We start from the raw sequence: 24,657 nt of genomic DNA, 5'->3' as shown, positions 1-24,657 counted from the left end.
ATATCGTTCAAACGGGCAAATTCAGATTGTTTGCCTGGCGATACCGGCCAAAAGTTGGCAAAATTCGACGCAGGATTTTCTTAAGGAATAGCGTGGGAGAGCGTTGATGAAGGATGTGCATATCGCACTGTCGGGGGGCTGCGTACGCTTGGCCTACCCGGGAGAAGATGTACTGGATTTCGCCGATAGCCTGTCGTTTGGGCCGTTATACGCGCTGGATGATGATCAGGGCCTGCAGGTTCGAACCCGCTGGTTGCGCGATTTGTATCATTCTGTTCATGCTCCCGAGTGGAACACCTCCGAAGCGCTGCCGGCAGGGATGGCGAAATTAAAAACGCAGCTTGCTGCCGTCACCGGGCAGGTGACGCTGTGGGTTGGCGATAACGCAGATGAACAACTGATGCTGCGTGCGCTGCTGCCGTTGTTGGGCGAGCGCCGGGTTTTCGTGGTCGACGTCACCGCGCACACCGGGCGAGAGGCCACCAACTGGTGTCCGGCGGAAATGCTGGAACCCCTGTGGATCTTGCGGCGTGAATTGTCGCAGGAAGAGCAAGCCGCGCTGATTGCCGATTGGCAACGTTTGCTGACGGAGAACGCGCCGGTGCGAATTTTCGCTGAAAACGCCGTGCAGGGGCAGGCGCTGGATTTTCACGACCGCCCGCTGCTGGATGCCTGCCCGAACGACTACACCCAGGGCTCCAGGGTCATCGGCGAAGCGATGGTGAATTCGCCTTATCCGGTAGGCGACACCTTTTTGAATTTCAGGTTGTACGCCTTGATTGAGCAAGGGGTGGTGCAGGCGCAGACCGCTGGGTTGAATATGAACCGGATCCAGGTCAGGCAGGCGTAAAATTCATCTATCCCCGCAGGGTTATTTTTTTGTGCTCTGGGGCAGAGAAAACCCGGCAAAGCGGTTTTCTCTGTGATAGATATAGGATTATACTGCGCCATTGACTGTACAAATAAACAGGTGTGTGCGATGGCGCTGGCTTTAAAGGGTGAAAAGATTGCTCGTAACCGGTTTACCGGCGAGAAAGTGGAGAACGGCAGCTTTATTAACTGCGATTTTTCGGGCGCTGATCTGACCGGCACCGAATTTATCGACTGTCAGTTTTACGATCGCGAGAGCCGGCAGGGCGGCAACTTCAGCCGTGCGGTGCTCAAAGACGCCAGCTTCAAAAATTGCGATCTGTCGATGGCAGACTTCAGAAATGCCGATGCCCTGGGTATCGAAATCCGCGAGTGTCGGGCGCAGGGCGCGGACTTTCGCGGTGCCAGCTTTATGAACATGATTACCTCGCGCACCTGGTTCTGCAGCGCCTACATCACCAAAAGTAACCTGAGCTACGCCAACTTTTCGAAAGTGGTGCTGGAGAAGTGTGAGCTGTGGGAAAATCGCTGGAACAGTGCGCAAATCCTCGGCGCGACCTTTAGCGGCTCCGATCTGTCCGGCGGCGAGTTCGCCTCGTTCGACTGGCGGGCCGCCAATTTCACCCATTGCGATCTGACCAACTCTGAGCTGGGCGAGTTGGATCTGCGCGGCACCGACTTGCAGGGCGTAAAGCTGGATAGCGAGCAGGTCTTTCAGCTGATGGAACGCTTAGGCATTGCGATAATCGGCTAAGCCTACTCACTCCCGTCGGGGCCATAAGGCCCTTGTCGGACGGGCTGGTGGCGCTTAATTGGTTAGAATGATAGGTGGGGCATATAATATAATCTCAAATATTCCTTGCTTAAATAATTCAGCTATGTGTAAATAGCGTCATCGGTTTGTAGTACAGACCTTATGAAAGCAGTTTTAGTAAAGCAGTTCTCAGTATTAGTGATATCCCATAGATAGCTCTTCTCCCGCGAATTTCCTTCTCTAGTGCCCAATAAGTTTCCAACAAAAACAGACCTCTATCGCCTTATGGCGTCTCAAAAATATAAAGGAAATATCTATGTCTAATAAAATGACTGGTTTGGTAAAATGGTTTGATGCAGGTAAAGGTTTTGGCTTTATCTCTCCGGAAGACGGCAGCAAAGACGTGTTCGTACACTTCTCCGCTATCCAAAGCAATGATTTCAAAACGCTTGATGAAGGTCAGCGCGTTGAGTTCACTGTTGAAAACGGCATGAAAGGCCCTTCTGCAGGCAACGTCGTCGTTTTATAATTTCCAGGTAGTGCTTTATTTCTTGCGATAGCGATGATGGTTTAAGCCGGAGCAGATGAGAAATAGAATAATTGCCTGAATAAACTCCGGGATTGCCCGGAGTTTATCTGAAAATAAGATGTTCAGTTTTATCCTACTGCAATAACGAAAGTTATTGGCAACAGAAAAACAGATTGGCACTTAATATTGTTCAAGCCGATCCAGTCTATTTTTCTGTTGTGAAAAAGTTGTGCTTAGGCTGCGTAAGGTTGGAGTGTTGGATGGACGCTTACGCCATAACATGACAGTCGGGAAAGTGACCGACAAACACCGATGACCCTGGCCGAACGCCGGGGTTTTTTATGCCCCGCGTTCGCCTGCGGTGAGCCGATTATCCCAATGAGCCAAACAGCGTAAACAGTGCCGGCAGCTGTGGCGCTTCGCAGTTCTCATTGCTCACCAACCGATAGTCATTATAAAAATGGTTACTTTTATAATGATTATAAAGATGCAGCGTATGTACCGTGGTGACAATAGCCAGCAGGGCTACCAACAACATCAGGCCGTAAAGCAGGGGGTTTTTACGTCGACTTCTGCCGCTATTTCTTTTCTTGTTCTCGACGACGGGGGCGGTTTTAGCTTGCTCGACGATTTCCTCGATATCCACGTCATCGGCAATCCGCAGGCCGATTTTGGGAATGGTCTCGATAATGTTCTTGTCGACGCCCATGGTTTTAATGATGCGTCTTAAGGTACTGAGGCATTGATTCAAATTATTGTTGCTCGATTGCATGCCATAATCGTCCCACACCTTCTTTAGCAAGATATCGCGCTCTACAATCTCACCCCGGTTTTGCAATAAAAAGGCGAATAATCTGGCTGCGGCGGCAGAGATGCTGACTATTTCATGCCGAACCGCCTGATGATAAAAACCCAGGGTGTTTGGGCAAAAAAATATATCGCCTTCAATACGATACTGAACTGTCTTCATGCGCGCTTATCTCCGGAGCACAGGTTACTTCGAATTTGATAAGAATAATCCTATCCAACTTTCATTCGAAAGTTTTTGATCGTCGACAAGAACGCGGCATTATTAACCAGAAGGGAAAACATCATTGAAGGCTGTTTACAGCATAGGCTGGTGCTGCGTCGCCTTGGCGACAAAATAAAAACCCGCCGTTAAGCGGGTCTGGGTCAGGTTTATTGCGATTAACCGCGCTGGGAATCCAACACTTCGTTATTTTTCGCCACGTTCTGGGCTTTTACGTAGCTTTCAATCAGCAGTTGGTAGGCTGGGAAAATTTTGGTGTAAACCTCAGCCCACTGCTGCGCATCCTCACGGTTCCAACTGCCTTGCAGTTCAGAGGCCACACCGGCGGTATCGATCGGCACTACGCCTGCCTGAACCACCCGCGCCAGGGTAATTTCCTGCGCCATTTTCGAATAGGTGCCCGAGGCATCGATCACCGCAAATACCTTATACCCTTCGGCGACCGCGCTGATCGACGGGAAGGCCATGCAAACGCTGGTAATGGTACCGGCGATAATCAGGGTTTTCCGGCCGGTTGCTTTAACGGCGGCCACAAAGTCCGGGTTATCCCAGGCGTTGATCTCCCCTTTGCGGGCGACGTACTGTGCGTGGGGCGCATTTTGGTGGATTTCAGGGATCAGGGGGCCGTTAGGGCCTTGCGGGACGGAGGCGGTGGTAATCACCGGCAATTGACTCAGGGTGGCGATGCTGGCCAAGGCACCGGCGCGAGCGCGCAGTTCGGTCATTGGCATATCACCGACGGTTTGGAACAGGCCACTCTGGTGGTCAATCAACAGCATGACGGCGTCATTAGCATCAATAACAGGACGCTGACCATTAAAGTTTGCTGGAGTGCTCATCTTTTTTACCTCTGTAATCGGACAGTTGATAACAATTAATTAATGCTGGATAGCCAAGAGCTGGTCTTAGTGCTTGTGAACAGTGTAGGGGGAGCGGAGAATTCCGCTAGAGAGGTAACTCAGGATGCATCGTTCTATATAAAGAACGATAAAGGCCGGGGCAGGCGATAATTTCAGCGCTGAACTAAACTTAAACGGCATAAGAAACATGCGGCAGGCCCCTGGCAGGGAGCGCCATTTTGTTCACCAGCGCCATGCGGAGGGCTGTAATCATGGCTTATCAACATATCGTTGTGGCAACCGATCTCAGCGAAGACGCTGAGTTTTTGCTCGGCAAGGGCGCAAAGTTGGCCAGCGCGCTGAATGCCAGGCTATCCCTGATTTATATCGATATCCACCGTACCGGCTATTACGCCGAGCTGGGCGTGGGTGAATACAACTATACCGATCGTACTTTTTCAGAACGTGTAAAGAACATGCTCAATGCGATCAAGGGACAGTCTTCCTACCCGGTTGAAGAAGTGATTGTCAGCCGGGGTGAACTGATCGAGGAATTGAACCGGGCGGCGAAAGAGAAAGGGATTGATCTGATTATCTTTGGTCATCATCACGACTTCTGGAGCCGGCTGGTGTCGTCGACCCGACAGGCGATCAATCAGCTTAACATTGACCTGTTGGTGGTCCCTATCGATAAGAAATAGCCTCTGCCATCGCCGCCGCTAAGGTGCCGTGGCGATGGCTTTTCAAGCATCCAGGCGGCGCGATTGCGCCACAGCGGGACTTATTGAACGGCGATAATAAGCGACATGGATAGTCACGCCGATGAATTTTATGTTTGTCATCAAATGCTTGGCGTAATTCCGATAATGCCTGACCTAGCGCATTGAATTAGCGTCATATACCTCTTTTTGATTAATAAACCGCACATTTTGACTGTCCCTCCTCGGCCATGAGTTTTATCCTCGAACCATTAAGATTTGTATGATTTATAGAAATACATTCACATGGAGGAGGTCTTATGCGTTTCGACAATAAAGTGGTCGTGATCACCGGCGCCGGCAACGGGATGGGGGAAGCGGCGGCGCGCCGTTTTTCTGCCGAAGGGGCTACCGTGGTGTTGGCTGACTGGGCGAAGGAGGCGGTAGACAAGGTTGCCGCCTCGCTGCCAAAAGGCAAGGCGCTGGCGGTGCATATCGACGTTTCCGACCCGGTTGCGGTTGAAAAAATGATGAACGACGTGGCGGCGAAATTAGGCCGCATCGACGTGTTGTTAAACAACGCCGGGGTACACGTGGCGGGCAGCGTACTGGAAACCAGCGTCGCCGACTGGCGGCGCATTGCCGGGGTGGATATCGATGGCGTGGTGTTCTGTTCCAAATTCGCGCTGCCGTATCTGCTGAAAACCAAAGGTTGCATCGTTAACACCGCGTCGGTTTCCGGGCTGGGTGGCGACTGGGGGGCGGCATACTACTGCGCGGCGAAAGGGGCGGTGGTTAACCTGACGCGCGCCATGGCGCTGGATCATGGCGGTGACGGCGTGCGGGTGAACTCGGTGTGTCCGAGCCTGGTGAAAACCAATATGACCAACGGCTGGCCGCAGGAGATCCGCGACAAGTTCAACGAGCGTATTGCGCTGGGCCGCGCGGCGGAGCCGGAAGAAGTGGCGGCGGTGATGGCGTTCCTGGCCAGTGACGACGCCAGCTTTATCAACGGCGCCAACATCCCGGTGGACGGCGGGGCGACCGCTTCGGACGGCCAACCGAAGATTGTTTAAGCGGTAATTATCAGGCCCGGCACATGCCGGGCCTGATAGCGTTACACCCCAATACGATCCCGCAGTTGGTAGTAGGCCGCACCAATCGCGGTGAACGGAATTTGCAGGTTGCGACCGCCGAAGAACGGCAGGTGCGGCAGCTTGGCAAAGGCATCGAACCTTTCCGCATCGCCTCGCATTAATTCAGCAATCAGCTTGCCCGCCAGATGGGTACAGGTCACGCCGTGGCCGCTGTAGCCCTGCATGTAATAAACGTTATTCTCCAGGCGACCGAACTGCGGCATGCGCGACAGCGTCAGCAGGAAATTGCCGGTCCAGCGGTAGTCGATATTTACCCCTTTCAACTGCGGGAAGGTTTTCAGCAGCTTGGGGCGGATCAGGTTGTCGATATCGTCCGGATCGCGCGCGCCATACACCACGCCACCGCCGTACAGCAGGCGGTTATCGCCGGTGATACGGTAATAATCCAGCAGGTAGTTACAGTCTTCGACGCAGTAATTTTGCGGGATCAGCGACTGCGCCACTTCCGGTGCCAGCGGTTCGGTGGCGATCACCTGGGTGCCGCACGGCATACTGCGTTTGGCCAGCCGTGGCTCCAGTTTATCGCCCAGATAAGCATTGCCCGCGACGATCACATAACGCGCCTTTACCTGGCCGTTGGCGGTGCTGACGATCGCCGGTTCGCCGTGGCGGATGTTAGTGACCGCGGACTGTTCGAAGATGCGGCCTCCTTGCAGGCGAATGGCTTCGGCTTCGCCGAGCGCCAGATTCAGCGGGTGAATATGACCGCCGCTGTGATCCAGCAGCGCGCCGACGTAGCGCTCGCTATAGACCTCTTGGCGGATGCGCTCGGCGTCCAGCAATTCAAGTTGGGTATTGCCATAGCGCTCCCAATGCTGTTTTTGTTCGATCAGCGCATGATATTGCCGGTTGTTCAGCGCGGCAAAGATGCCGCCGGGGCGATAGTCGCATTCGATGGCGTACCTTTGGATGCGGCTGCGAATGATCTCTGCGCCCTCAAACATCATGCTGCCGAGCAGCCGGGCGCTTTCGGCGCCGTAGCGTTGTTCAATCACGTCAATGTCGCGACTGTAGGAGTTCACCAATTGGCCGCCGTTACGTCCGCTGGCGCCGAAACCGATGCGGGCAGACTCCAGCACCACCACGTTGTAACCGGCTTCTACCAGAAACAGTGCTGATGACAGCCCGGTGTAGCCGCCGCCGACGATACAGACGTCGCATTCAATGGATTCATTTAATTGCGGGTAGGGCGCGTGGCTGTTGGCCGAGGCCGCATAATAGCTTTTTACGTGTTCAGTCATGATATCTGCCCTTATTCCAACGAAATCCAGGTGGTTTTCAGTTCGGTGAATTTATCCAGCGCATGCAGCGATTTGTCGCGGCCGTTGCCGCTTTGCTTGTAGCCGCCGAAGGGAACGGTCATATCCCCGTCGTTATAGTTATTGACGAACACCGTGCCGGCTTTTAACTGGCGGGATAAACGGTGCGCACGGGACAGGTCACGGGTCCAGATGGCGGCCCCCAGGCCGTAGTCGCTGTCGTTGGCCAGTTGCATGGCCTGTTGTTCGCCGCTGAACGACGTGACCGCCAGCACCGGGCCGAAGATCTCGTCGCGCGCCACGCTCATGGCGTTATCCACCTGGGTGAGAATAGTCGGGCCGAGGTAGCCGCCATGCCCGCCTTGCGGGTGTTGGCGACCGTCGAGGAACAGTGCCGCGCCCTGGCTTAACCCTTGCTCGATGTAGTCCGCCACTTTTTCGCAGTGCCCCTGGTCGATCAGCGTGCCCATTACCGTCGCCGGGTCGAGGGGATCGCCAGGGGGGAAGGCCGCCGCATGCCGCCGCAATGCCTGTAAGAATTCCTGCTGGATGCTCTCTTCCACCAACAGCCGGGTACCGGCGATGCACACTTGCCCCTGGTTGTAGAAAATGCCGGCGGCGGCGCTCTGCGCGGCCTTGTCCAGATCCGGACAGTCGGCAAAGATGATATTGGCGCTTTTGCCGCCCGCCTCCAGCCAGACCCGTTTCATGTTGGATTGACCGGCGTAGATCATCAGTTGCTTGGCGACCTGGGTCGAGCCGGTGAAGGTGAGTGCGTCGACGTCGTTATGCAGTGCCAGCGCTTTACCGGCATCAAAACCATAACCGGGAACAATATTCAGCACGCCGTCCGGCAGCCCGGCCTGTTGCGCCAGTTGGCCCAGGAAGATCGCGGTCAGCGGGGACTTCTCCGAGGGCTTGAGGACCACGCTGTTGCCGGTGGCCAATGCCGGGCCGAGCTTCCAGCAGGCCAACAACAGCGGGAAGTTCCACGGCACTATGGCGCCGACCACGCCAATGGGTTCACGTTCGATCAATGCCAGCGCATCGCTGCCGGTCGGGGCGATTTCACCGTAAACCTTATCGATCGCCTCGGCATACCAACGCAGGCAGCGGATCGCGCCGGGCACGTCATCGCGCAGGCTGTGGCGGATCGGTTTGCCGGTGTCCAGCGTCTCCAGCAGTGCCAGTTCTTCGTGGTGTTGTTCCATCAACGCCGCCAGCTTCAGCAAGGTGGCCTTGCGTTGCGCCGGAGCCGCACGCGACCAGTCGCCGCGTTCAAACACCTCGCGCGCGGCGCTGACCGCCAGATCGATATCGACGCTGCTGCCCCGGGCCACCTGAGTCAACTCTCGTTGAGCGGCAGGATCCTCCACGGCAAAGGTTTCGCCCTCGGCGGCCTGCTGATAACGGCCATTGATAAACAGTCGGTTCTCAATATTCAGGGCTTGCGCCCGGTGTTGCCAATACTGCAGGTGGTGGAAGTCCATACCTTGCTCCGTTGATCAGAATGTCGTCGGCGTGTGGGCGCTGATAATCCGGCAAATCCGCGCCGACGTGTTGCTGAAACTGTGGGGAATGCCGGTGTTGATGGCGTAGCTCTGCCCGGCCAGCAGGGGATAAGCCTGCCCGTTGACCTGCAGGATCACTTCGCCTTCCAGCAGGGTGCCGATCTCTTCCCCCTGATGCTTGATACGTTCGCCGGTGGTGGTGCCCGGTTCATAGGTTTCGATCATCATCGCCAGGGTGCGATTGGGGTCGCCGTTGTGGATCAGTTTCATTGACACCCCCTGGCTGCCGATCTCGATCAGATCCTGGTAATCGATAACAATCTGCGGCTCATCCGGCTTTTCCGGTTCGGCGAAAAACGCCGACAGTGACAGGCCGTACACCGTCAGCAGCTTTTGCAAGGTGCTGATGGCCGGACTGACCTTGTCCTGTTCGATAGTGCTGATGGCGCTGTGGGTTAACCCAGACAGTTCGGCCGCGCGGCGCTGTGACAATCCCAATTGCTGGCGGATTTGCGACAGACGTTTTCCCGGTGCCAAGCTGACATCGCTCATGTGCGTTTTTCCTTTTGATAGTTCCGGCAAGCGCTAATGAAACCTTCAAACAGCAGGCGCGACAGGGCGTATTCCTCGCTGTTCCACTCCGGGTGCCATTGCACGCCCAGCGCAAAAGGCTGATCGCGCAGGCTGATGGCCTCCACCAATCCGTCGGCGGCGTGGGCCTCGATCCGCACGTCGGGGCCCAGTTTCTTCGTGCCCTGGCCATGCAGTGAGTTCACCCAGAATCTGTTGCAATCCGGTATCAGTTGCGAGAGTAAGCCCCCTTCCTGAACGATAACTTCATGAGCGGGGGCGTATTGCTGTTCCAGCGGCAAGTCGTGATCTTCACGGTGTTCGAGCAGCTCGGGCAGTTCATACAGCCGGCGGTGCAGGGCGCCTTGCGTGGCGACCACCATTTCTTGCATACCGCGGCAAATGGCGAAAAGGGGAATGCGCCTGTCGAGCGAGTGGCGGATCAGCGCCAGGCTCAATTCATCTCGCCCAGGATCGGCGTCAGGCTCATCGCCGTTTTCACCATAAAGGTGCGGCTGCACATTGCTGGGGCTGCCCGGCAGCAGAATGCCGTCGAGTTGCCCCAGTAATTCTTCGAGCAGTTTCGGTTCCGCCAGTGCGTGTGGCAGGGCGATTGGCAGCCCGCCGGCGGCGATAACGGCATTTAGGTACTTTTCTTGCAAGGTCTGAGTGAGGTGCCCGTTTAACCTATACCTGCACATCACTACGCCGACCACTGGTCTGTTAAATATATTGCCCATGCTGTCCCCTTGGTATGTTCGAAATTATGAACGATAAGCTTCTCCACTGCCGTTTTCGTTCAATATTTTATAAATCTAGCAGTCAAGTGGGCAATATTCAAACTCAAAGTAACACTTGCAAAACAATTTTGTTGCATCTATGTTTCATTGGTGGACATTATATTGAGCAAGATGGTCAAAAAACATCGACGGCAATAAGTGTGAGAACCACAGACAAAAACATACATGGCGGGTGAATCATGCAGACCAACATAGTAGAAGTGGAAAACTTTGTTCAGCACCACGAAGAAAAGCGAAGTAGCGCGTTCCAACGTGAAGTGAAGAAGTATCTGGAACGTTATCCATTAACTCAGCACGTTGACGTTCTGTTGACCGACCTTAACGGCAGCTTCCGCGGCAAACGCATTCCTGTCGGCGGGCTGAGCAAGCTGGAGAAGGGCTGTTACTTCCCGGCGTCGGTGTTTGCGATGGACATTCTTGGCAACGTGGTCGAAGAGGCCGGGTTGGGGCAGGAACTGGGTGAGCCGGATCATATCTGCGTACCGGTGCTGGGCACGCTGACGCCGTCGGCGGCAGACCCGCAATATATCGGTCAGGTTCTGCTCACCATGCTGGATGAAGATGGTACTCCCTTTGACGTTGAACCGCGCAATGTGCTGAACCGAGTGTGGCAGCGTTTGCGTCAGCGCGGGCTATCCCCCGTAGTAGCGGTAGAGTTGGAGTTCTATCTCATCGATCGTCAGCGCGATTCGGAAGGTTATCTGCAGCCGCCTTGCGCGCCGGGTACCCAGGAACGCAACACCCAGAGCCAGGTTTATTCGGTCGATAACCTTAACCACTTTGCCGAGGTGCTCAGTGAGATCGACGAACTGGCGCGCATGCAGGGCCTGCCGGCGGACGGCGCGGTGGCGGAAGCCTCGCCCGGCCAGTTTGAGGTTAACCTGCACCATACCGACAACGTGCTGCAGGCCTGCGACCATGCGCTGGCATTAAAGCGCCTGATCCGCATGGTGGCGGAAAACCACAATATGCAAGCCACCTTTATGGCCAAGCCGTACGAGGAACACGCCGGTAGCGGCATGCATGTGCATATCAGCATACTGGACCGGCAGGGCAACAACGTCCTCGCCGACGACGACGGTGAAGACTCGACGCTGCTGAAACAGGCGCTGGCGGGCATGATTGCCCTGATGCCTTCTTCTATTGCGCTGTTGGCACCGAACGTCAACGCTTACCGCCGCTTCCAGCCGGGTATGTATGTGCCGACCCAGGCGTCCTGGGGCCACAACAACCGCACCGTCGCGTTGCGCATTCCCTGCGGCGATCGCGACAGCCACCGGGTGGAGTACCGCGTAGCCGGGGCCGATGCCAACCCTTATCTGGTGATGGCGACCATTCTGGCGGGCATCGTCTACGGGCTGGAAACGCCACTGCCGCTGCAAGAACCGGTCACCGGCAACGGGCTGGAGCAGGACGGCCTGCCGTTCCCGATCCGCCAAAGCGACGCGCTGTACGAATTTGAGCATCAGCCGGTGCTGAATGCGTTGCTGGGAGAAAGGTTCAGCCATGTTTACCTGGCCTGTAAAACGGATGAGCTGGTGCAATTTGAGCGCCTGATCACCGAAACCGAAATCGAGTGGATGTTGAAAAACGCCTAAACCCGCTCAATCCCGATCCTACCGCGCGCGTCTGGCGCATTCCGCCGGCTATCCTGTGGCCTGCGAAGCTGCGCGCAGCGGTAAAGCATTTCTTCCACTTTGGCGTACAGGACGCCGGCGAGGAAAGAACCATGACAGCCATAACTGCACCATCAGCCTGCGCGGGCGATTGCCTGTGCCGCAGTGAATACGGGCCATCCGCTGGCCGAGTTTTTTTGTCTTTGCATCGCCCCTTCCGCCGCCTGAGCAGCAGTTTCCCCGCGGCCTCTCTGAATGACGTTAAACGGTTACCAGCAGAGGACAACGAGGGGAAGCGCTATGACGATTAATGCGATTAACGCCAACCCGGCGGCCAAGCCGCAACTGCGCAAGTCCCTGAAACTGTGGCAAGTGGTGATGATGGGCCTGGCCTATCTGACGCCAATGACGGTGTTTGACACCTTTGGCATCGTCTCCGGCCTGACCGACGGTCATGTACCCGCCTCGTATTTACTGGCATTGGCCGGCGTGCTGTTCACCGCCATCAGTTACGGCAAACTGGTGCGCAAGTTCCCGACCGCCGGTTCTGCTTATACCTACGCGCAAAAAGCCATTAATCCGCACGTCGGTTTTTTGGTGGGATGGTCCTCGCTGCTCGATTATCTGTTCCTGCCGATGATCAATACCCTGTTGGCGAAGATTTACCTGACTGCGCTGTTCCCCGAGGTGCCGCCGTGGGTGTGGGTGGTGGGTTTTGTGATCATCATTACCGCCATCAACCTGAAAAGCGTCAATCTGGTGGCTAACTTTAACACCCTGTTTGTCTTGGCTCAGATCGCGATCATTGTAGTGTTTATCTACCTGGTGGTGCGCGGGCTGCACAACGGCGAAGGGCTGGGGACGGTGTGGAGCCTGCAACCCTTTATCAGTGAAAATGCGCATTTGCTGCCGATCATTACCGGGGCCACCATTTTATGTTTCTCGTTCCTCGGCTTTGATGCGGTCACCACCCTGTGTGAGGAAACGCCCGATGCCGCCAAGGTGATCCCGAAGGCTATCTTCCTGACTGCGCTGTACGGCGGGGTGATCTTCATCAGCGTCTCGTTCTTTATTCAGCTGTTTTTCCCGTCCATTCAGCGCTTTCACCAACCGGACGCGGCGCTGCCGGAAATTGCGCTGTACGTGGGCGGCAAGCTGTTCCAGTCGATCTTCCTGTGCATTACCTTTATCAACACCCTGGCGTCAGGTCTGGCCTCGCATGCCAGCGTTTCGCGGCTGCTGTATGTGATGGGGCGCGATAACGTGTTTCCGGAAAAGTATTTCGGTTATATCCACCCGAAGTGGCGCACGCCGTCATTGAACGTGTTGCTGGTTGGGCTGGTGGCTCTGTCCGCGCTGTCTTTCGATCTGGTCACTGCCACCGCGCTGATCAACTTTGGGGCACTGGTGGCCTTCACCTTCGTTAACCTGTCGGTGATCAGCCATTTCTATATCCGCGAGGGGCGTAACAAAAGCTGGAAGGACCGTTTTAACTACCTGTTCCTGCCGTTGGTCGGGGCGTTAACGGTCGGCGTGCTGTGGCTGAACCTGGAAAAAAGCTCGCTGACCATGGGGCTGATCTGGGCCGGGCTGGGCTTCGCCTATCTGGCGTATCTCACCCGGCGCTTCCGTCAGCCGCCACCGCAGTTTGAACGACAACCGCAGCAATAACCCATCAGGCGGGGTTTCCCGCCTTTCTTTTTTTTCCGCCGGGCAGTAGAGTGAAAATCCTGATAAAAAATAACTGATTGGATCCCTTTCATGTCTTCTCTCCCCGCGCACTATAAAGCCACTTTGCTGGGTCTGTTGGCGATCCTGCTGTGGAGCAGCGTGGTCGGCCTGATACGCAGCGTCAGCGAAGGGTTGGGCCCGATAGGCGGGGCGGCCATGATCTACAGCGTCAGCGCGGTGTTTTTGTTGCTGGTGCTGCCTTTGCCGAAGCTGCGATTGTTCCCGCGAGCCTACCTGATCCTCGGCAGTCTGCTGTTTGTCAGCTATGAGATCTGCCTGTCGCTGTCGCTGGGCTATGCCCATACTCGCCTGCAGGCGATCGAAGTGGGGATGATCAACTACCTGTGGCCCTGTTTTACCGTGCTGATGGCGCTGGTGTTTAATGGGCAAAAGGCCAAATGGTGGCTGTTGCCCGGGCTGTTGCTGTCGTTGTTCGGCATTGGCTGGATCATGAGCGGCGAGGGCGGCTGGTCGCCGACGCAAATGCTGGAGAACGTGCGCAGCAATCCGCTGAGCTATTCGCTGGCCTTTGGCGGTGCGGTGATTTGGGCGCTGTATTGCAATCTGACCAAGAAAATCGCCCAGGGCCATAACGGCGTGGTGGTGTTTATCACGCTGACCGCGGTGGCGCTGTGGCTGAAATACGCCTTCAGCAGTGAAAGCGGCATGCAATTCACGCTGCCGGTGACTCTGACGCTGTTGTGTGCCGGTATGGCGATGGGGGCGGGCTATGCGGCGTGGAACGTCGGTATTCTGCGCGGCAACATGACCTTGTTGGCGACGGCGTCGTACTTTACGCCGGTGCTGTCGGCGGTATTTGCCGCGCTGGTGCTGGATACCGTGCTGACCGTCAATTTTTGGCAAGGTGTGGTGATGGTCACGCTGGGATCGCTCATTTGCTGGCGAGCAACCCGAGGAAATTAACGGAAATTATCCGTCGCTCAGCCCAGGTTGAACTAGAATTTAACTAGCGATTCTGCCTGAAGGAACATACAAAATGAGAGACGATATCCAATTCATTCCGCAGCCAGTGATTGACGACGAAAGCTTTATGCGCGGTGATACCGTGCGCCTGACCACCGCCAATTTGCGCCACGAATACCAGCTGGATGTCAGCATTTTACGCCGGGAAGGCAAGCTGATCATTGGTTCGGTGATCGCTGCCGCACCCAAAGTGGATATTCCGCCCAAAGAGTGGGAGGTAGCACCGGGGCAGGAGGTGATTTTCCGTCAGGAAAATATTGCCAAAGCGCTGCCCTCGGTTCGCTGAGTTTCATCCCGTCAGGCGTTCTGTCTTCCCGTTGACCGCAGTCAAATTCCAAACCATGCCGGCGTATGCAGCGCCGGCATTTTCATTTTCCTGACAGACCCGGTTACTTTTTTGTGTTGAACACAATTGGCACAGAAACTGCTTTAAAAATCACCGGGCATGACAAAAATCACAGCGATCGTGAATTTGCATGAAACATAATTTGACAAATGTGAACGCAATCGATTACCTATTCGCGAAATGCATAACTGGATCACAGTTTCTTACACCCAGTGATTTCTATAATGCGCGCGTCGCCCGAGAGTTTGTAAGCGAAGGCAACGCCAGGTGTCGTCAGACTCATTGTCATCTTTTCTAACGGGCAGGAAATGGCCCTTTAAGCATGTGGTAATAAAAATGAAAAAAATAGCTCTCGCAGCAGGTGTACTGCTCGCAGCGTCTTACAGTGCATCTTCAATGGCTGATAGCAAAGACAGCCAATACGTCTCGGATTGGTGGCACCAGAGCGTTAACGTGGTGGGCAGCTACCACACCCGTTTCGGACCTCAGTTGAATAATGATCTGTACCTGGAATATGAAGCCTTCGCTAAAAAAGATTGGTTCGACTTCTATGGCTACGTCGATGTGCCTAAATTCTTCGGCGTAGGCAACACGCCAGATCGCGGTATCTGGGACAAAGGCTCACCGATGTTTATGGAGATCGAACCTCGTTTCTCCATCGACAAACTGACCGGCACCGATCTGAGCTTCGGCCCGTTCAAAGAATGGTACTTCGCCAACAACTACATCTATGACCTGGGCCACAACGCCGACGGTCGCCAGAACACCTGGTACATGGGTCTGGGTACCGACATCGATACCGGCTTGCCAATGAGCCTGTCGATGAACATCTATGCCAAATACCAGTGGGAAAACTACCAGGCGGCCAACGAAAACAGCTGGGATGGTTACCGCTTCAAAGTGAAATACTTTGTGCCGTTGACCCAGGTGTGGGGCGGCAACCTGAGCTACATCGGTTTCACCAACTTTGACTTTGGTTCCGATCTGGGCAAAGACGACTTCACCGTTAACGGTCGTCAGGCGCGCACCAGCAACTCAATCGCTTCCAGCCACATTCTGGCGCTGAACTACGATCACTGGCACTACTCGTTCGTGGCCCGTTACTTCCATAACGGCGGCCAGTGGCAGGATGGGGTGGATATCGGTACCCCACAGGGTCCAATCAAATCTACCGGCTGGGGCTACTACATCGTGGCCGGTTATAACTTCTGATTTTCCGTGGTATCAGAAACAGAAAACCCCGCTTCGGCGGGGTTTTTTTTCGTCATCACTGCGCGTGTTCACCGGGCAGATGCCGCACCGGCATAAATAATCGTCCTTTGATTACGTGGCATTCATTATCGATCCAATTGATGATTTGTTCACGGCTAACGCCTTCGGATTGCGCGTAGCGGTGAAGATCGCCATTAAAGTGCTGCGTGATGTATTCCATGAGGGTCATTTGCATGTCTTTTGCTCCTGAACGCCCACCCGTTGCCAACTGGCCACCGTGGGAGGTTAAGGTTTCTCAGACGCCGAATTTAAAGTATTGGCAACCAAATCTCAACAAAAAGCACCGCCATGGTGCATCCAATGTCGATGCCAGGGTAAAAAAGAATCCCGCACGGAGAGGCGGGAAGCATTCAGTGATATCACTTTGGGTGATAAAAAGATGATTTGAGGTGCGACGAAAAAGAGCAGGCTAACTCTTTTTTGTGACCTAGCCAAACTACTGCATGGCTTATTTCGCTGCAAGAAAAATCTTAGACTGAAATTCGGTTTTTTCGAATAGTTTTGCGTTGGGATAATCTTCTGTCATCTGGCCTGACTGTCGGCTTCTCAAACGGGCAATATCTCGGAGTTTTCCTCATGCTTTATGGGGGAAATTACATCTATAGTGAATGTAATAACCCACGCAGGAAGTCACAAAATGAGCAAACGTCGTACTACTCTCACAGTGTTGGCACTGATTGCCTCGCTGGGCCTGTCATCCACACCGGCGCTGGCCGATAAAGGGGGCAATGGCAACGGCGGCGGTAATGGCCATGGCAACAGCGGTAATCACGGCAATAGCGGTAATAATGGTAATAACGGCAACAATGGTAAACATGGCAATAAGGCCAAAGGCAACGACAGCGACCATGGGTTGGTTTCCGTCAGTATTTCCCATGAGCGAGCGCGTTCTTTGGCATTAAACTATGGCCTGACCGGCTACCGTTCTTTGCCGCCGGGCATCGCCAAAAATCTGGCGCGTGGCAAGCCGTTGCCACCGGGCATCGCCAAAAAAATGGTACCGTCCTCAATGCTGCACGATCTGCCTTATTATCCGGGCTATGAGTGGCGTATCGCCGGTGACGATCTGGTGCTGGTGGCGTTGAGTACCGCTCTGGTCGCTTCGGTCATCAACGGCGTGTTTGATTAATTTTCTGTCATTCTGCTTTAAGGCCTCGCTTCGGCGGGGCTTTTTATTTGCCTGCAGCAGGGGATCGTGGTGAACTCTTTTGCTGATATTTTCGCTGCATAAGGAAATTGTGATGTTCAGGATGTTATTGATTGCCTGCTGTCTGGTCAGCTTTTCCGCGCTGGCGGACGGGGGGACGGCGCTGGGTGAACTGGTCAATCAGCGGCTGGCTTATATGAAAGACGTGGCCGGTTACAAGGCGCAGCAGCATTTGCCGATCGAGGACTTGGCGCAGGAAGCCAAGGTGTTGGCAAGCACTCAGGCAGAGGCAGGGCGGTTAGGTTTGGATCCGCTTTCGGTGCGGGCGTTTATCGTGGCGCAAATGGACGCCGCCAAGGCGATTCAATACCGTTATCGCGCGGACTGGCTGGCGCAGCCGGAAAGCGACTGGCAGCCACGCCCACTCGATCAGGTGCGGCCGCAGATCGCCGAGCTGAGCAGCCGTATTTTGCAGCGACTGGCTCAGGAGTTGAAAACCGGGCCGCTGACGGAGGCCGCACGCAGCCGTTTTATTCAGGCCCTTGATCAGAACAACCTCAGCGAGGCCGACAAGCAACGGCTATTTACCGCCTTATTGGCCGTCAGGGCCGCCAAGGCAGGGTGAGCCGAGAGCGCTAATCGCGACCGACGTTGCTGCGCTGGAAGGTCAGCACCCGGCTGCGATTGGCGATCAAATCCACGCTGTAGCCGCGAAAATACAGGCAAAAGCGTTTCAACCACGGGCCGTCGCGGCTTTCGACCAGCATGCGGCCCTGGCCCAGTGAGCTGATAGTCCCGGTTTGCGCCGCCGGACCCACACCAATGTGGATCCGGTCACCGCAAATCTCAAAGGCGGTACGGTACTGCGGGTGATACCACAGGCCTTGCACGTGTTTCAGGCAGTCGCGGTTGGCGGTGACCGGCAAAAAGCGGCGCGGCACGTGGCACACTTCACCTTCAACCGCTTCCCCGGTCCATTTCAGCCGCATTGGCATATGGGCGCAAAGCGATACCGCGTAGCCGTCATCGGCCTGATACAGCGGCTCATCACTTCCCAGATAGGCGACGTTGCCGTCTTTCACTTCCAGCCAGTAAGGCTCTGCCACCGTGGTGTAAACGCCGTCGGGAATGGCGGTGCTGCGTTCCGGCAGTGCTTCGCCCAGCAAGGCGGCCATCACCTGTAGCACCATGCCAAAGCTGTCGCAGTCTTCGCGGTTAGCCACCAGCGCAACACCGGCCTGCCGATCGGGCGCCAACAGGAAATACGTTTTGTAGCCGGCGTGCGAACCGCCGTGGCCCAACAAGCGGTGTTCCCCCAGCGGCGTTTGCGCCAGCCCCAGCCCGTAAGCGCTGAGCTGCCCCTGGTCGAGCCGGCGCGGCGCGCTCAGTTGCGCGAGGACGCCGCGGCCAGGGCCCTGATCGGCCAGCAGCGTTTGCAGCCAGCGGGTGAGGGCATTGGCACTGCCGGTCAGGCTGCCGGAGGCGGAAAGGTGCAAACCGGCGCTGGCCAACTGCCAACCCTGTTCGGCGTGCCAGTAACCGGGGGCCAAGCCCGGCACCACGTCATACCAGCTTTCCGGTGCCCGTAATTGCACCTGCAACGGCTGGGCGATGTGCTGTTGCACCAGTTTGTCGAAGTCATACCCCTTGGCCTGCAGGGCCGCTTCAACCAGCCGGTAGCCGGTATTGGTATAGGTGATCTCGCTGCCGGCCGGATAGTTCAGCCCGCCAAGCCCCTGCAGGAACTGCATAATCGGTTGCGCCTCGCTGCGCGTGTGTACCGAAATCCCCAACAGCCCCAGCGTTTCACGCACGTCAGGCAGTCCGCTGGTCATGTCCAGTGCCTGGCCTACGGTGACCTCCGCCAGCGGAGCATGCAGCTCGGGCAGCAAATCGCCCAGGCGGTCTTCCAGACTCAGGGCGTGGTCAGTGGCGTTCAGCGCGAGCGCGGCGAAAATATGTTTGGTGACCGAGGCGTAACGCACCACGCTGTCTGCGGTAAAGGGGGTGTTTTGCGTCAGATCGGCCCGTCCGGCACAGGCGGTCGCCCGCATTTGTGCAGCGTCGAACAGGGTTATCGCCCCACCGGGTTGGTTGTCGGATTGCCAATCAGCCAGCAGCCGATCGGCGACGGCCTGAGCGGTGCGCCAGTTTAGCGGGATTTCGGACATAGGGGCCTCCAGAGTATTCTTGTCAATTTGTGCCTCGACGGGCTTTTCGCCAGATTGTCGCGTACCGGACGATCGGTGGGCCGCTGTTTTGTGCGCTGTTCCGACCAGATCCGGTGATTTTCAATCAAAATTGCGATGCAGTACGCAAATCGAAAGGGTGACCGGGAGGTAGCAAGAGGTGTGCCACAAACTCAGGAGGCTAAAGAGGGGGCTGCGGAGTGCGGAGAAGGCAAGGTTGCTGCGGGGCACCAGCGTCACCCCGCATCAGAGTCGAACAGGATTAATGCAGCTGACCGCCACTGGCCAGCAGGCTGTCGATCATTTGTTTCAGCAGGCGCTGCAGGGACGCCGCGCGCTGGGGTTCAAAGGCAAACGGATACTGTTCCGACATGTAGTTCACCTGCGCCAGCTCCAATTGAATGGCATGCTGTTGCTCTTGCGGTCGGCCATACGCGCGGGTGATGTAACCGCCTTTGAAGCGGCCGTTAAGCACGTGGGTGAATTGGTGTTGCTGCTCGCAGCAGGCGACCAGACGATCGCTCAGCGCCGGGGCGCAGCTTTCGCCGCCGTTGGTGCCCAGGTTGAGGTCCGGCAGTTTGCCGTCGAACAAGCGTGGGATCACCGAAGCGATTGAGTGCGCGTCAAACAGCAGCGCATAACCGTGCTTGGCTTTCAGACGTGCCAGTTCGTCTTGCAGCTGTTGGTGGTACGGCTGCCAGATCTGCTCCAGATAGCCGGCACGCTCTTGGTCTGATGGGGCTTTACCGGGCAGAAAGCTCGGGCGGCCGTCAAACAACACGTCGGGATACAGGCCGGTGGTGGCGGTGGTGTACAGCGGTTTGTCATCGGCCGGGCGGTTGAGGTCGATCACGAAGCGGGAATAATTGCCGACCAGTACGCTGGCCCCCATGGTGCGGGCAAAGTCGTACAACTGCGGGATATGCCAATCGGTGTCGGGCAGCGGCCGTGCCTCGTCGGTCAAGCCGGCCTCGACGGCCGGCGTCAATCGGGTGCCGGCGTGGGGAACACTGATCAGCAGCGGCAGGCTGCCGGCGTGGAAATCAAAAGCATCGCGAATGGTCATTGACGTACTTCTCCTCGGAAAATCACCGTACAGGGCAGTTGTCCACCCAACCAATAAGCCAGTTCAGCCGGACGCGACAGCGGCCAGTGCACGAAATCCGCTCGCTTGCCGGTTTCCAGCGTGCCCTGGCTGGCCTGCAGGCCCAGCGCTTTGGCCGCGTGAACCGTTACCCCCGCCAGCGCCTCTTCCGGCGTCAGGCGGAACAGCGTACAGGCCATGTTGATCATCAACCGCAAGGACAGCGCCGGTGAGGTGCCGGGGTTAGCGTCGCTGGCGATCGCCATGGCCACCCCGTGTTTGCGGAACAGATCGACCGGCGGGCATTGGGTTTCACGCAGCAGGTAATAGGCCCCCGGCAGCAGCACCGCAACGGTGCCGGCATCGCCCATCGCGCGGGCATCCTGTTCGGTCGCGTATTCAAGGTGATCGGCGGAAAGCGCATGGTGCTGTGCCGCCAATTCGCTGCCGCCCAGGGCGGAAAGTTGTTCGGCGTGCAGTTTCACCGGCAGACCGGCTTTTTCCGCGGCGGCGAATACCCGTGCCACCTGCGCCGGCGAAAACGCCAGATGCTCGCAGAAGGCATCCACCGCATCCGCCAGTCCGGCGGCGGCGGCCTGTGGAATGATGGTGTTGCACACCAAATCGATATAGTCGTCGGCGCGCTGGGCGTACTCAGGCGGCAGCGCGTGTGCTGCCAGACAGGTGGTTTTCACTTCCACCGGCAACAGTTCGCCCAGCTTGCGTGCCACGCGCAGCATTTTCAGTTCGCTTTCCGGCGTCAGCCCGTAACCGGATTTGATCTCCACGCAGGTTACGCCTTCCGCCAGCAGCGGGCGCAGCCGGAACAGCGCTTGCTCCAGCAGTTGTTCTTCATCGGCGTCGCGGGTGGCTTTTACGGTGGAAATGATGCCGCCGCCCTGGGCCGCGATATCGGCATAGCTCACCCCGTTCAGGCGTTGTTCGAATTCGCCGCTGCGGTTGCCGCCGAACACCAGATGGGTATGGCAGTCGACCAAGCCCGGCGTGATGATGCCGCCGTCGAATTTCACCGTTTCATCCGCGATCAAGGTTGCCGGTAACGCCGCATGTTCGCCCAGCCAGACAATCTTGCCGTCACGCACGGCGATCGCGCCGTTGCTGATGGTGTGATATTTGCCGTCGCGCATGGTGACGACATCGGCCCCGTGCCACAGGCTGTCGCAGTGAATCTCAGAGGTCATGGCTTTTCTCCGCCGGAGCCGTGGCTCCCACATGGTTGTATATACAATTAAAAACAACCTAGCGCATTCATCGAGTTGTCACAAGGGGCGGGATAAAAATTTGTTATCGGGATGTGATCGTTGTGGAAGGGCGGGTGCAAAAACGGCACCCGCAGGGGATCAGACTTCGCTGGTGAAACGGCCGAACAGTTGATAGCGGCTGCCGGGGTACAGCAGGCGCGCCGAGGTCACCACGGTTTTGCCGGACCAGGTGCGGCGGTGGATCAACAGGCCGGGTTCGTGGTCTTCCAACTGCAGCAGCTCACGCTCCTGGCGGGTCGGTACCACCGCTTCGACGATGTGCTCACCGGCGGTCAGCGGTGCGGCCTGCGTCAGGTAGATATAGGGCGTGACGCGGTCGAAATCCTGTTTCATGTAGTCGGGCGCGATCAGGGGATTGACGCAACGGTCTTCCACCTGCACCGGCAGGTCGTTTTCGTAATGCACAATCTGCGAATAGAAAAGCTGTTGGCCAGGCTGAATACCCAACGCCAGCGCTTCTTCTTCACTGGCCGAGCGTGCTTTCAGCTGCAGGATCTTGCTGCTGTGACGATGACCGCGGGCGGCGATTTCATCGGCGATGTTATGCACTTCCAGCAGCGCGGTGTGCGCCTTGGCTTCGGCGACGAAGGTGCCAACACCCTGCATGCGGATCAGGTAGCCTTCGGTGGTCAGCTCGCGCAGCGCGCGGTTGATGGTCATGCGGCTGACGCCCAGTTCGGCCACCAGTTCGCTTTCCGAGGGGACGCGTTGGTGCGCCACCCAATGGCCTGCACGGATTTGGTTCACGATCGCCTGCTTGACCCGTTGATAAATAGGGGCGGGGGTATCGCTCATTGCAGCAGCCAGTTGCAGCACGGTCTGTTGATCAACCACGACGTTAACCTCGTCAAATAAAAAAATAATAACACCAGTTTACTGTTGATGTCGGCGTATGTATATGTATATACAACTAGGGGCCGGTGCGCCACAGCAATGCGCTGGGCCCGTGTATTTTCGGATGCGCGATTATCGCGCGTTATTAGCCGTTACACTAACAGTGGAATACTGCCATGCCTGCTTATTTTGCCTCACGCGCTCTGCTTCCTGAAGGTTGGGCGCATAACGTCCGGTTGGACGTGGATGCGCAAGGTTACCTGACCCAGGTGACTGCCGACGCCGATCCCGAAGGCTGTACCCGTCTGCACGGCGACGCGGTGCCGGGCATGCCGAACCTCCACTCTCACGCCTTCCAGCGTGCGATGGCCGGGCTGGCAGAGGTTGCGGGCAACCCGCAGGACAGTTTCTGGACCTGGCGTGATCTGATGTACCGCCTGGTGCAGCGCTTGACGCCGGAGCAGGTGGAGGTGATCGCCCGTCAACTGTATATCGAAATGCTGAAGGGGGGATATACCCAGGTCGCCGAGTTCCACTATCTGCATCACGGCACCGAGGGACAGCCTTACGCCGATCGCGGCGAAATGACCGGCCGACTCAGCCAGGCGGCGGCGCAGGCGGGGATCGGCATGACCCTGCTGCCGGTATTGTACAGCTACGCCGGTTTCGGCGGTCAGCCTGCCCAGCCGGGGCAACAGCGTTTTATTCAGGATGCGGACTGCTATCTGGCGCAACAGCAGGCGATCGCACGGCAGTTGGCGGACCAGCCGTTGCAGAATCAGGGGCTATGTTTCCACTCGCTGCGGGCGGTGGAGCTGAGTCAGATGCAGCAGATCCTGGCGGCATCGGACTCTTCGCTGCCGGTGCATATTCACATTGCCGAGCAGCAGAAAGAGGTTAACGACTGCCTGGCCTGGAGCGGTCGTCGTCCGGTGGCCTGGTTGTTCGATCATCTGCCGGTGGATGCGCGTTGGTGTCTGGTGCACGCCACTCATCTCGATCGCGATGAGCTGGAGCAGTTGGCGCGCAGCAAGGCGGTGGCGGGCCTGTGTCTGACCACCGAGGCCAATCTGGGTGACGGCATCTTCCCCGGCGACGCCTACTTGCAGCAGCAGGGGCGCTGGGGCATCGGCTCCGACAGTCATGTGTCGCTCAACGTGGTGGAGGAGTTGCGCTGGTTTGAATACGGCCAGCGCCTGCGCGACCAGCGTCGTAACCGCCTGACCACCCTGGAGCAACCGGCCGTGGCCGACGTTCTCTACCAGCAGGCCCTGCAGGGCGGGGCGCAGGCTTGCGGCGCGCCGATCGGTCGGCTGCAGAGCGGCTACCGTGCCGACTGGCTGGTGCTGGACGGTGACGATCCTTATCTGGCCGCGGCGCCAGACGCTTCGATTCTCAACCGCTGGTTGTTCGCCGGTGGCAAAGAACAGATCCGCGATGTGTTTGTCGGCGGGCGACAGGTGATCGACCAGGGGCGTCACGCATTGCAGCAACAGAGTAGCGCGGCGTTCTTGCAGGTATTGAAAACCTTTCAGCAGGAGGCGTGATGAACCTGACGCGTTTTGATTTTGACTCACTGCCGGTCACGCCCTGGCGCAATGGCGGTGGGGAAACCCGAGAGATCGCCTGCTGGCCGTCAGGCGCACAGGATTTTGACTGGCGTGCCAGTATCGCCACCATCGCGCAGGATGGCCCATTTTCAGCCTTCAGCGGCATCGACCGTTCGATCACCCTGCTGGAAGGCGATGGCGTGCACCTGTTCAGCGCTGGGCAGATTGATCATCATTTGTCGCAGGTCGGCGAACCCTTCGCCTTCTCCGGCGATGTGGCGTTGCACGCGACCTTGCTGGGGGGCAGCAGCCAGGATTTCAATATCATGACCCGGCGCGGCCGCCGGGCGGCCAATGTGCAGCGCATCACTGCGGCGACCACCTTGCCGGAACCCCATGCCGGGGTGCTGTATGTATTGCAGGGGCGCTGGCGGTTGGCGGACGGCATCACGCTGGGCGCACGGCAGGGGGCTTGGTGGTCTGCGGGCGAGTTCAGTGGCAGATTGACGCCATTGGCGGAAGATAGCGTCATTCTGTGGGCCGATATCACACCCGGCTAAACCGCGCTAGAGTCCAGCGCTAAGTTGTGGGATGATCTGCACTT

The 24,657-nt window shown here is 57.0% G+C and carries 26 protein-coding genes; 15 read left to right on the top strand and 11 right to left on the bottom strand.

What is annotated here, in order from left to right; genetic code table 11:
* Nucleotides 1–106 precede the first annotated feature (106 nt).
* From ACGS9J_RS12025 to cspE, 3 genes are all read left to right on the top strand, one after another.
* Nucleotides 107–850 carry a DUF3658 domain-containing protein gene (locus ACGS9J_RS12025; RefSeq protein WP_442231136.1) on the top strand — a complete coding sequence of 248 codons (744 nt, stop codon included), beginning with the start codon at nt 107–109 and terminating at the stop codon, nt 848–850.
* Nucleotides 851–979: 129 nt separating this feature from the next.
* Complete coding sequence (locus tag ACGS9J_RS12020; RefSeq protein ID WP_442231135.1) at nt 980–1,624, top strand: Qnr family pentapeptide repeat protein; 645 nt, start codon at nt 980–982, stop codon at nt 1,622–1,624.
* 316 nt (nt 1,625–1,940) lie between these two features.
* On the top strand, nt 1,941–2,153 hold the full coding sequence (gene cspE / locus ACGS9J_RS12015; RefSeq protein WP_020826494.1) for a transcription antiterminator/RNA stability regulator CspE: 213 nt from the start codon (nt 1,941–1,943) through the stop codon (nt 2,151–2,153).
* A gap of 370 nt (nt 2,154–2,523) precedes the next feature.
* On the opposite strand, the gene ACGS9J_RS12010 is transcribed toward cspE, so the two are convergent.
* Both ACGS9J_RS12010 and ACGS9J_RS12005 read right to left on the bottom strand, forming a co-directional pair.
* Nucleotides 2,524–3,123, bottom strand: coding sequence for a winged helix-turn-helix domain-containing protein (locus ACGS9J_RS12010; protein WP_442231134.1), 600 nt, complete (start codon nt 3,121–3,123; stop codon nt 2,524–2,526).
* A 218-nt stretch (nt 3,124–3,341) separates the two neighbouring features.
* Nucleotides 3,342–4,022: a hydrolase gene (locus ACGS9J_RS12005; RefSeq protein ID WP_442231133.1), complete on the bottom strand. Its 681-nt coding sequence runs from the start codon at nt 4,020–4,022 to the stop codon at nt 3,342–3,344.
* Nucleotides 4,023–4,294: 272 nt separating this feature from the next.
* Between ACGS9J_RS12005 and ACGS9J_RS12000 the strand changes: the two genes are divergently transcribed.
* Together ACGS9J_RS12000 and ACGS9J_RS11995 are read left to right on the top strand one after the other, a co-directional pair.
* Entirely contained in the window at nt 4,295–4,723 is a 429-nt protein-coding gene (locus ACGS9J_RS12000) for a universal stress protein (protein ID WP_442231132.1), read from the top strand.
* 317 nt (nt 4,724–5,040) lie between these two features.
* Complete coding sequence (locus ACGS9J_RS11995) at nt 5,041–5,796, top strand: SDR family NAD(P)-dependent oxidoreductase (RefSeq protein WP_442231131.1); 756 nt, start codon at nt 5,041–5,043, stop codon at nt 5,794–5,796.
* A gap of 41 nt (nt 5,797–5,837) precedes the next feature.
* Here the strand turns inward: ACGS9J_RS11995 and ACGS9J_RS11990 are convergent, their stop codons facing one another.
* Genes ACGS9J_RS11990 through puuD form a run of 4 tightly spaced genes read right to left on the bottom strand, consistent with a single transcriptional unit; the run spans nt 5,838 to nt 9,957 of the window.
* Nucleotides 5,838–7,118, bottom strand: coding sequence for an NAD(P)/FAD-dependent oxidoreductase (locus tag ACGS9J_RS11990; protein WP_442231130.1), 1,281 nt, complete (start codon nt 7,116–7,118; stop codon nt 5,838–5,840).
* Nucleotides 7,119–7,129: 11 nt separating this feature from the next.
* A complete protein-coding gene (gene puuC, locus ACGS9J_RS11985) occupies nt 7,130–8,626 on the bottom strand; it encodes an aldehyde dehydrogenase PuuC (protein ID WP_442231129.1) in 1,497 nt (498 codons plus the stop codon).
* Between the two features lie 15 nt (nt 8,627–8,641).
* On the bottom strand, nt 8,642–9,199 hold the full coding sequence (gene puuR / locus ACGS9J_RS11980) for an HTH-type transcriptional regulator PuuR (protein WP_442231128.1): 558 nt from the start codon (nt 9,197–9,199) through the stop codon (nt 8,642–8,644).
* Nucleotides 9,196–9,957, bottom strand: coding sequence for a gamma-glutamyl-gamma-aminobutyrate hydrolase (puuD, locus tag ACGS9J_RS11975; protein WP_442231127.1), 762 nt, complete (start codon nt 9,955–9,957; stop codon nt 9,196–9,198). Before puuD ends, puuR begins: the two co-directional genes overlap by 4 nt.
* 239 nt (nt 9,958–10,196) lie before the next feature.
* On the opposite strand from puuD, the gene ACGS9J_RS11970 reads away from it, so the two are divergent.
* The 6 genes from ACGS9J_RS11970 to ACGS9J_RS11945 all read left to right on the top strand — a co-directional run bounded on the left by ACGS9J_RS11970 (nt 10,197) and on the right by ACGS9J_RS11945 (nt 15,906).
* The gene (locus ACGS9J_RS11970) at nt 10,197–11,615 is read left to right on the top strand and encodes a glutamine synthetase family protein (protein WP_442231126.1); all 1,419 of its coding nucleotides are present in this window, start codon (nt 10,197–10,199) and stop codon (nt 11,613–11,615) included.
* Complete coding sequence (locus ACGS9J_RS11965) at nt 11,594–11,944, top strand: hypothetical protein (protein WP_442231250.1); 351 nt, start codon at nt 11,594–11,596, stop codon at nt 11,942–11,944. Before ACGS9J_RS11970 ends, ACGS9J_RS11965 begins: the two co-directional genes overlap by 22 nt.
* On the top strand, nt 11,934–13,304 hold the full coding sequence (locus ACGS9J_RS11960) for an APC family permease (protein ID WP_442231125.1): 1,371 nt from the start codon (nt 11,934–11,936) through the stop codon (nt 13,302–13,304). The genes ACGS9J_RS11965 and ACGS9J_RS11960 overlap by 11 nt, the downstream gene beginning before the upstream one ends.
* Before the next feature lie 90 nt (nt 13,305–13,394).
* Nucleotides 13,395–14,288: an aromatic amino acid DMT transporter YddG gene (yddG, locus tag ACGS9J_RS11955; protein WP_442231124.1), complete on the top strand. Its 894-nt coding sequence runs from the start codon at nt 13,395–13,397 to the stop codon at nt 14,286–14,288.
* 73 nt (nt 14,289–14,361) lie between these two features.
* Nucleotides 14,362–14,634 carry a hypothetical protein gene (locus tag ACGS9J_RS11950; protein ID WP_442231123.1) on the top strand — a complete coding sequence of 91 codons (273 nt, stop codon included), beginning with the start codon at nt 14,362–14,364 and terminating at the stop codon, nt 14,632–14,634.
* A gap of 396 nt (nt 14,635–15,030) precedes the next feature.
* A complete protein-coding gene (locus tag ACGS9J_RS11945) occupies nt 15,031–15,906 on the top strand; it encodes a nucleoside-specific channel-forming protein Tsx (RefSeq protein ID WP_269936226.1) in 876 nt (291 codons plus the stop codon).
* Between the two features lie 55 nt (nt 15,907–15,961).
* Here the strand turns inward: ACGS9J_RS11945 and ACGS9J_RS11940 are convergent, their stop codons facing one another.
* Nucleotides 15,962–16,141 carry a hypothetical protein gene (locus ACGS9J_RS11940; RefSeq protein ID WP_442231122.1) on the bottom strand — a complete coding sequence of 60 codons (180 nt, stop codon included), beginning with the start codon at nt 16,139–16,141 and terminating at the stop codon, nt 15,962–15,964.
* Between the two features lie 462 nt (nt 16,142–16,603).
* On the opposite strand from ACGS9J_RS11940, the gene ACGS9J_RS11935 reads away from it, so the two are divergent.
* Together ACGS9J_RS11935 and ACGS9J_RS11930 are read left to right on the top strand one after the other, a co-directional pair.
* Nucleotides 16,604–17,095, top strand: coding sequence for an anti-virulence regulator CigR family protein (locus ACGS9J_RS11935; protein WP_442231121.1), 492 nt, complete (start codon nt 16,604–16,606; stop codon nt 17,093–17,095).
* A 112-nt stretch (nt 17,096–17,207) separates the two neighbouring features.
* Nucleotides 17,208–17,738 carry a chorismate mutase gene (locus tag ACGS9J_RS11930; RefSeq protein WP_442231120.1) on the top strand — a complete coding sequence of 177 codons (531 nt, stop codon included), beginning with the start codon at nt 17,208–17,210 and terminating at the stop codon, nt 17,736–17,738.
* A gap of 10 nt (nt 17,739–17,748) precedes the next feature.
* Here ACGS9J_RS11930 and ACGS9J_RS11925 read toward each other — a convergent pair whose 3' ends face one another.
* The 4 genes from ACGS9J_RS11925 to hutC all read right to left on the bottom strand — a co-directional run bounded on the left by ACGS9J_RS11925 (nt 17,749) and on the right by hutC (nt 22,503).
* Complete coding sequence (locus ACGS9J_RS11925) at nt 17,749–19,284, bottom strand: serine hydrolase domain-containing protein (protein ID WP_442231119.1); 1,536 nt, start codon at nt 19,282–19,284, stop codon at nt 17,749–17,751.
* Nucleotides 19,285–19,564: 280 nt separating this feature from the next.
* Nucleotides 19,565–20,368: an N-formylglutamate deformylase gene (gene hutG, locus ACGS9J_RS11920; RefSeq protein ID WP_442231118.1), complete on the bottom strand. Its 804-nt coding sequence runs from the start codon at nt 20,366–20,368 to the stop codon at nt 19,565–19,567.
* On the bottom strand, nt 20,365–21,588 hold the full coding sequence (gene hutI / locus ACGS9J_RS11915; protein WP_442231117.1) for an imidazolonepropionase: 1,224 nt from the start codon (nt 21,586–21,588) through the stop codon (nt 20,365–20,367). Before hutI ends, hutG begins: the two co-directional genes overlap by 4 nt.
* Nucleotides 21,589–21,747: 159 nt before the next feature.
* Complete coding sequence (gene hutC, locus ACGS9J_RS11910; protein WP_442231116.1) at nt 21,748–22,503, bottom strand: histidine utilization repressor; 756 nt, start codon at nt 22,501–22,503, stop codon at nt 21,748–21,750.
* A 176-nt stretch (nt 22,504–22,679) separates the two neighbouring features.
* On the opposite strand from hutC, the gene ACGS9J_RS11905 reads away from it, so the two are divergent.
* Both ACGS9J_RS11905 and ACGS9J_RS11900 read left to right on the top strand, forming a co-directional pair.
* Nucleotides 22,680–24,050, top strand: coding sequence for a formimidoylglutamate deiminase (locus ACGS9J_RS11905; RefSeq protein WP_442231115.1), 1,371 nt, complete (start codon nt 22,680–22,682; stop codon nt 24,048–24,050).
* Complete coding sequence (locus tag ACGS9J_RS11900) at nt 24,050–24,613, top strand: HutD/Ves family protein (protein ID WP_442231114.1); 564 nt, start codon at nt 24,050–24,052, stop codon at nt 24,611–24,613. The genes ACGS9J_RS11905 and ACGS9J_RS11900 overlap by 1 nt, the downstream gene beginning before the upstream one ends.
* Nucleotides 24,614–24,657: the final 44 nt, after the last annotated feature.

Origin of the sequence: Serratia quinivorans, from assembly GCF_052113645.1 — a bacterium.
Taxonomy (GTDB): Bacteria; Pseudomonadota; Gammaproteobacteria; order Enterobacterales; family Enterobacteriaceae; genus Serratia; species Serratia quinivorans_B.
The sequence above is the reverse complement of the archived record's forward strand: the minus strand, read 5'-3'. Positions and strand labels throughout refer to the sequence as shown.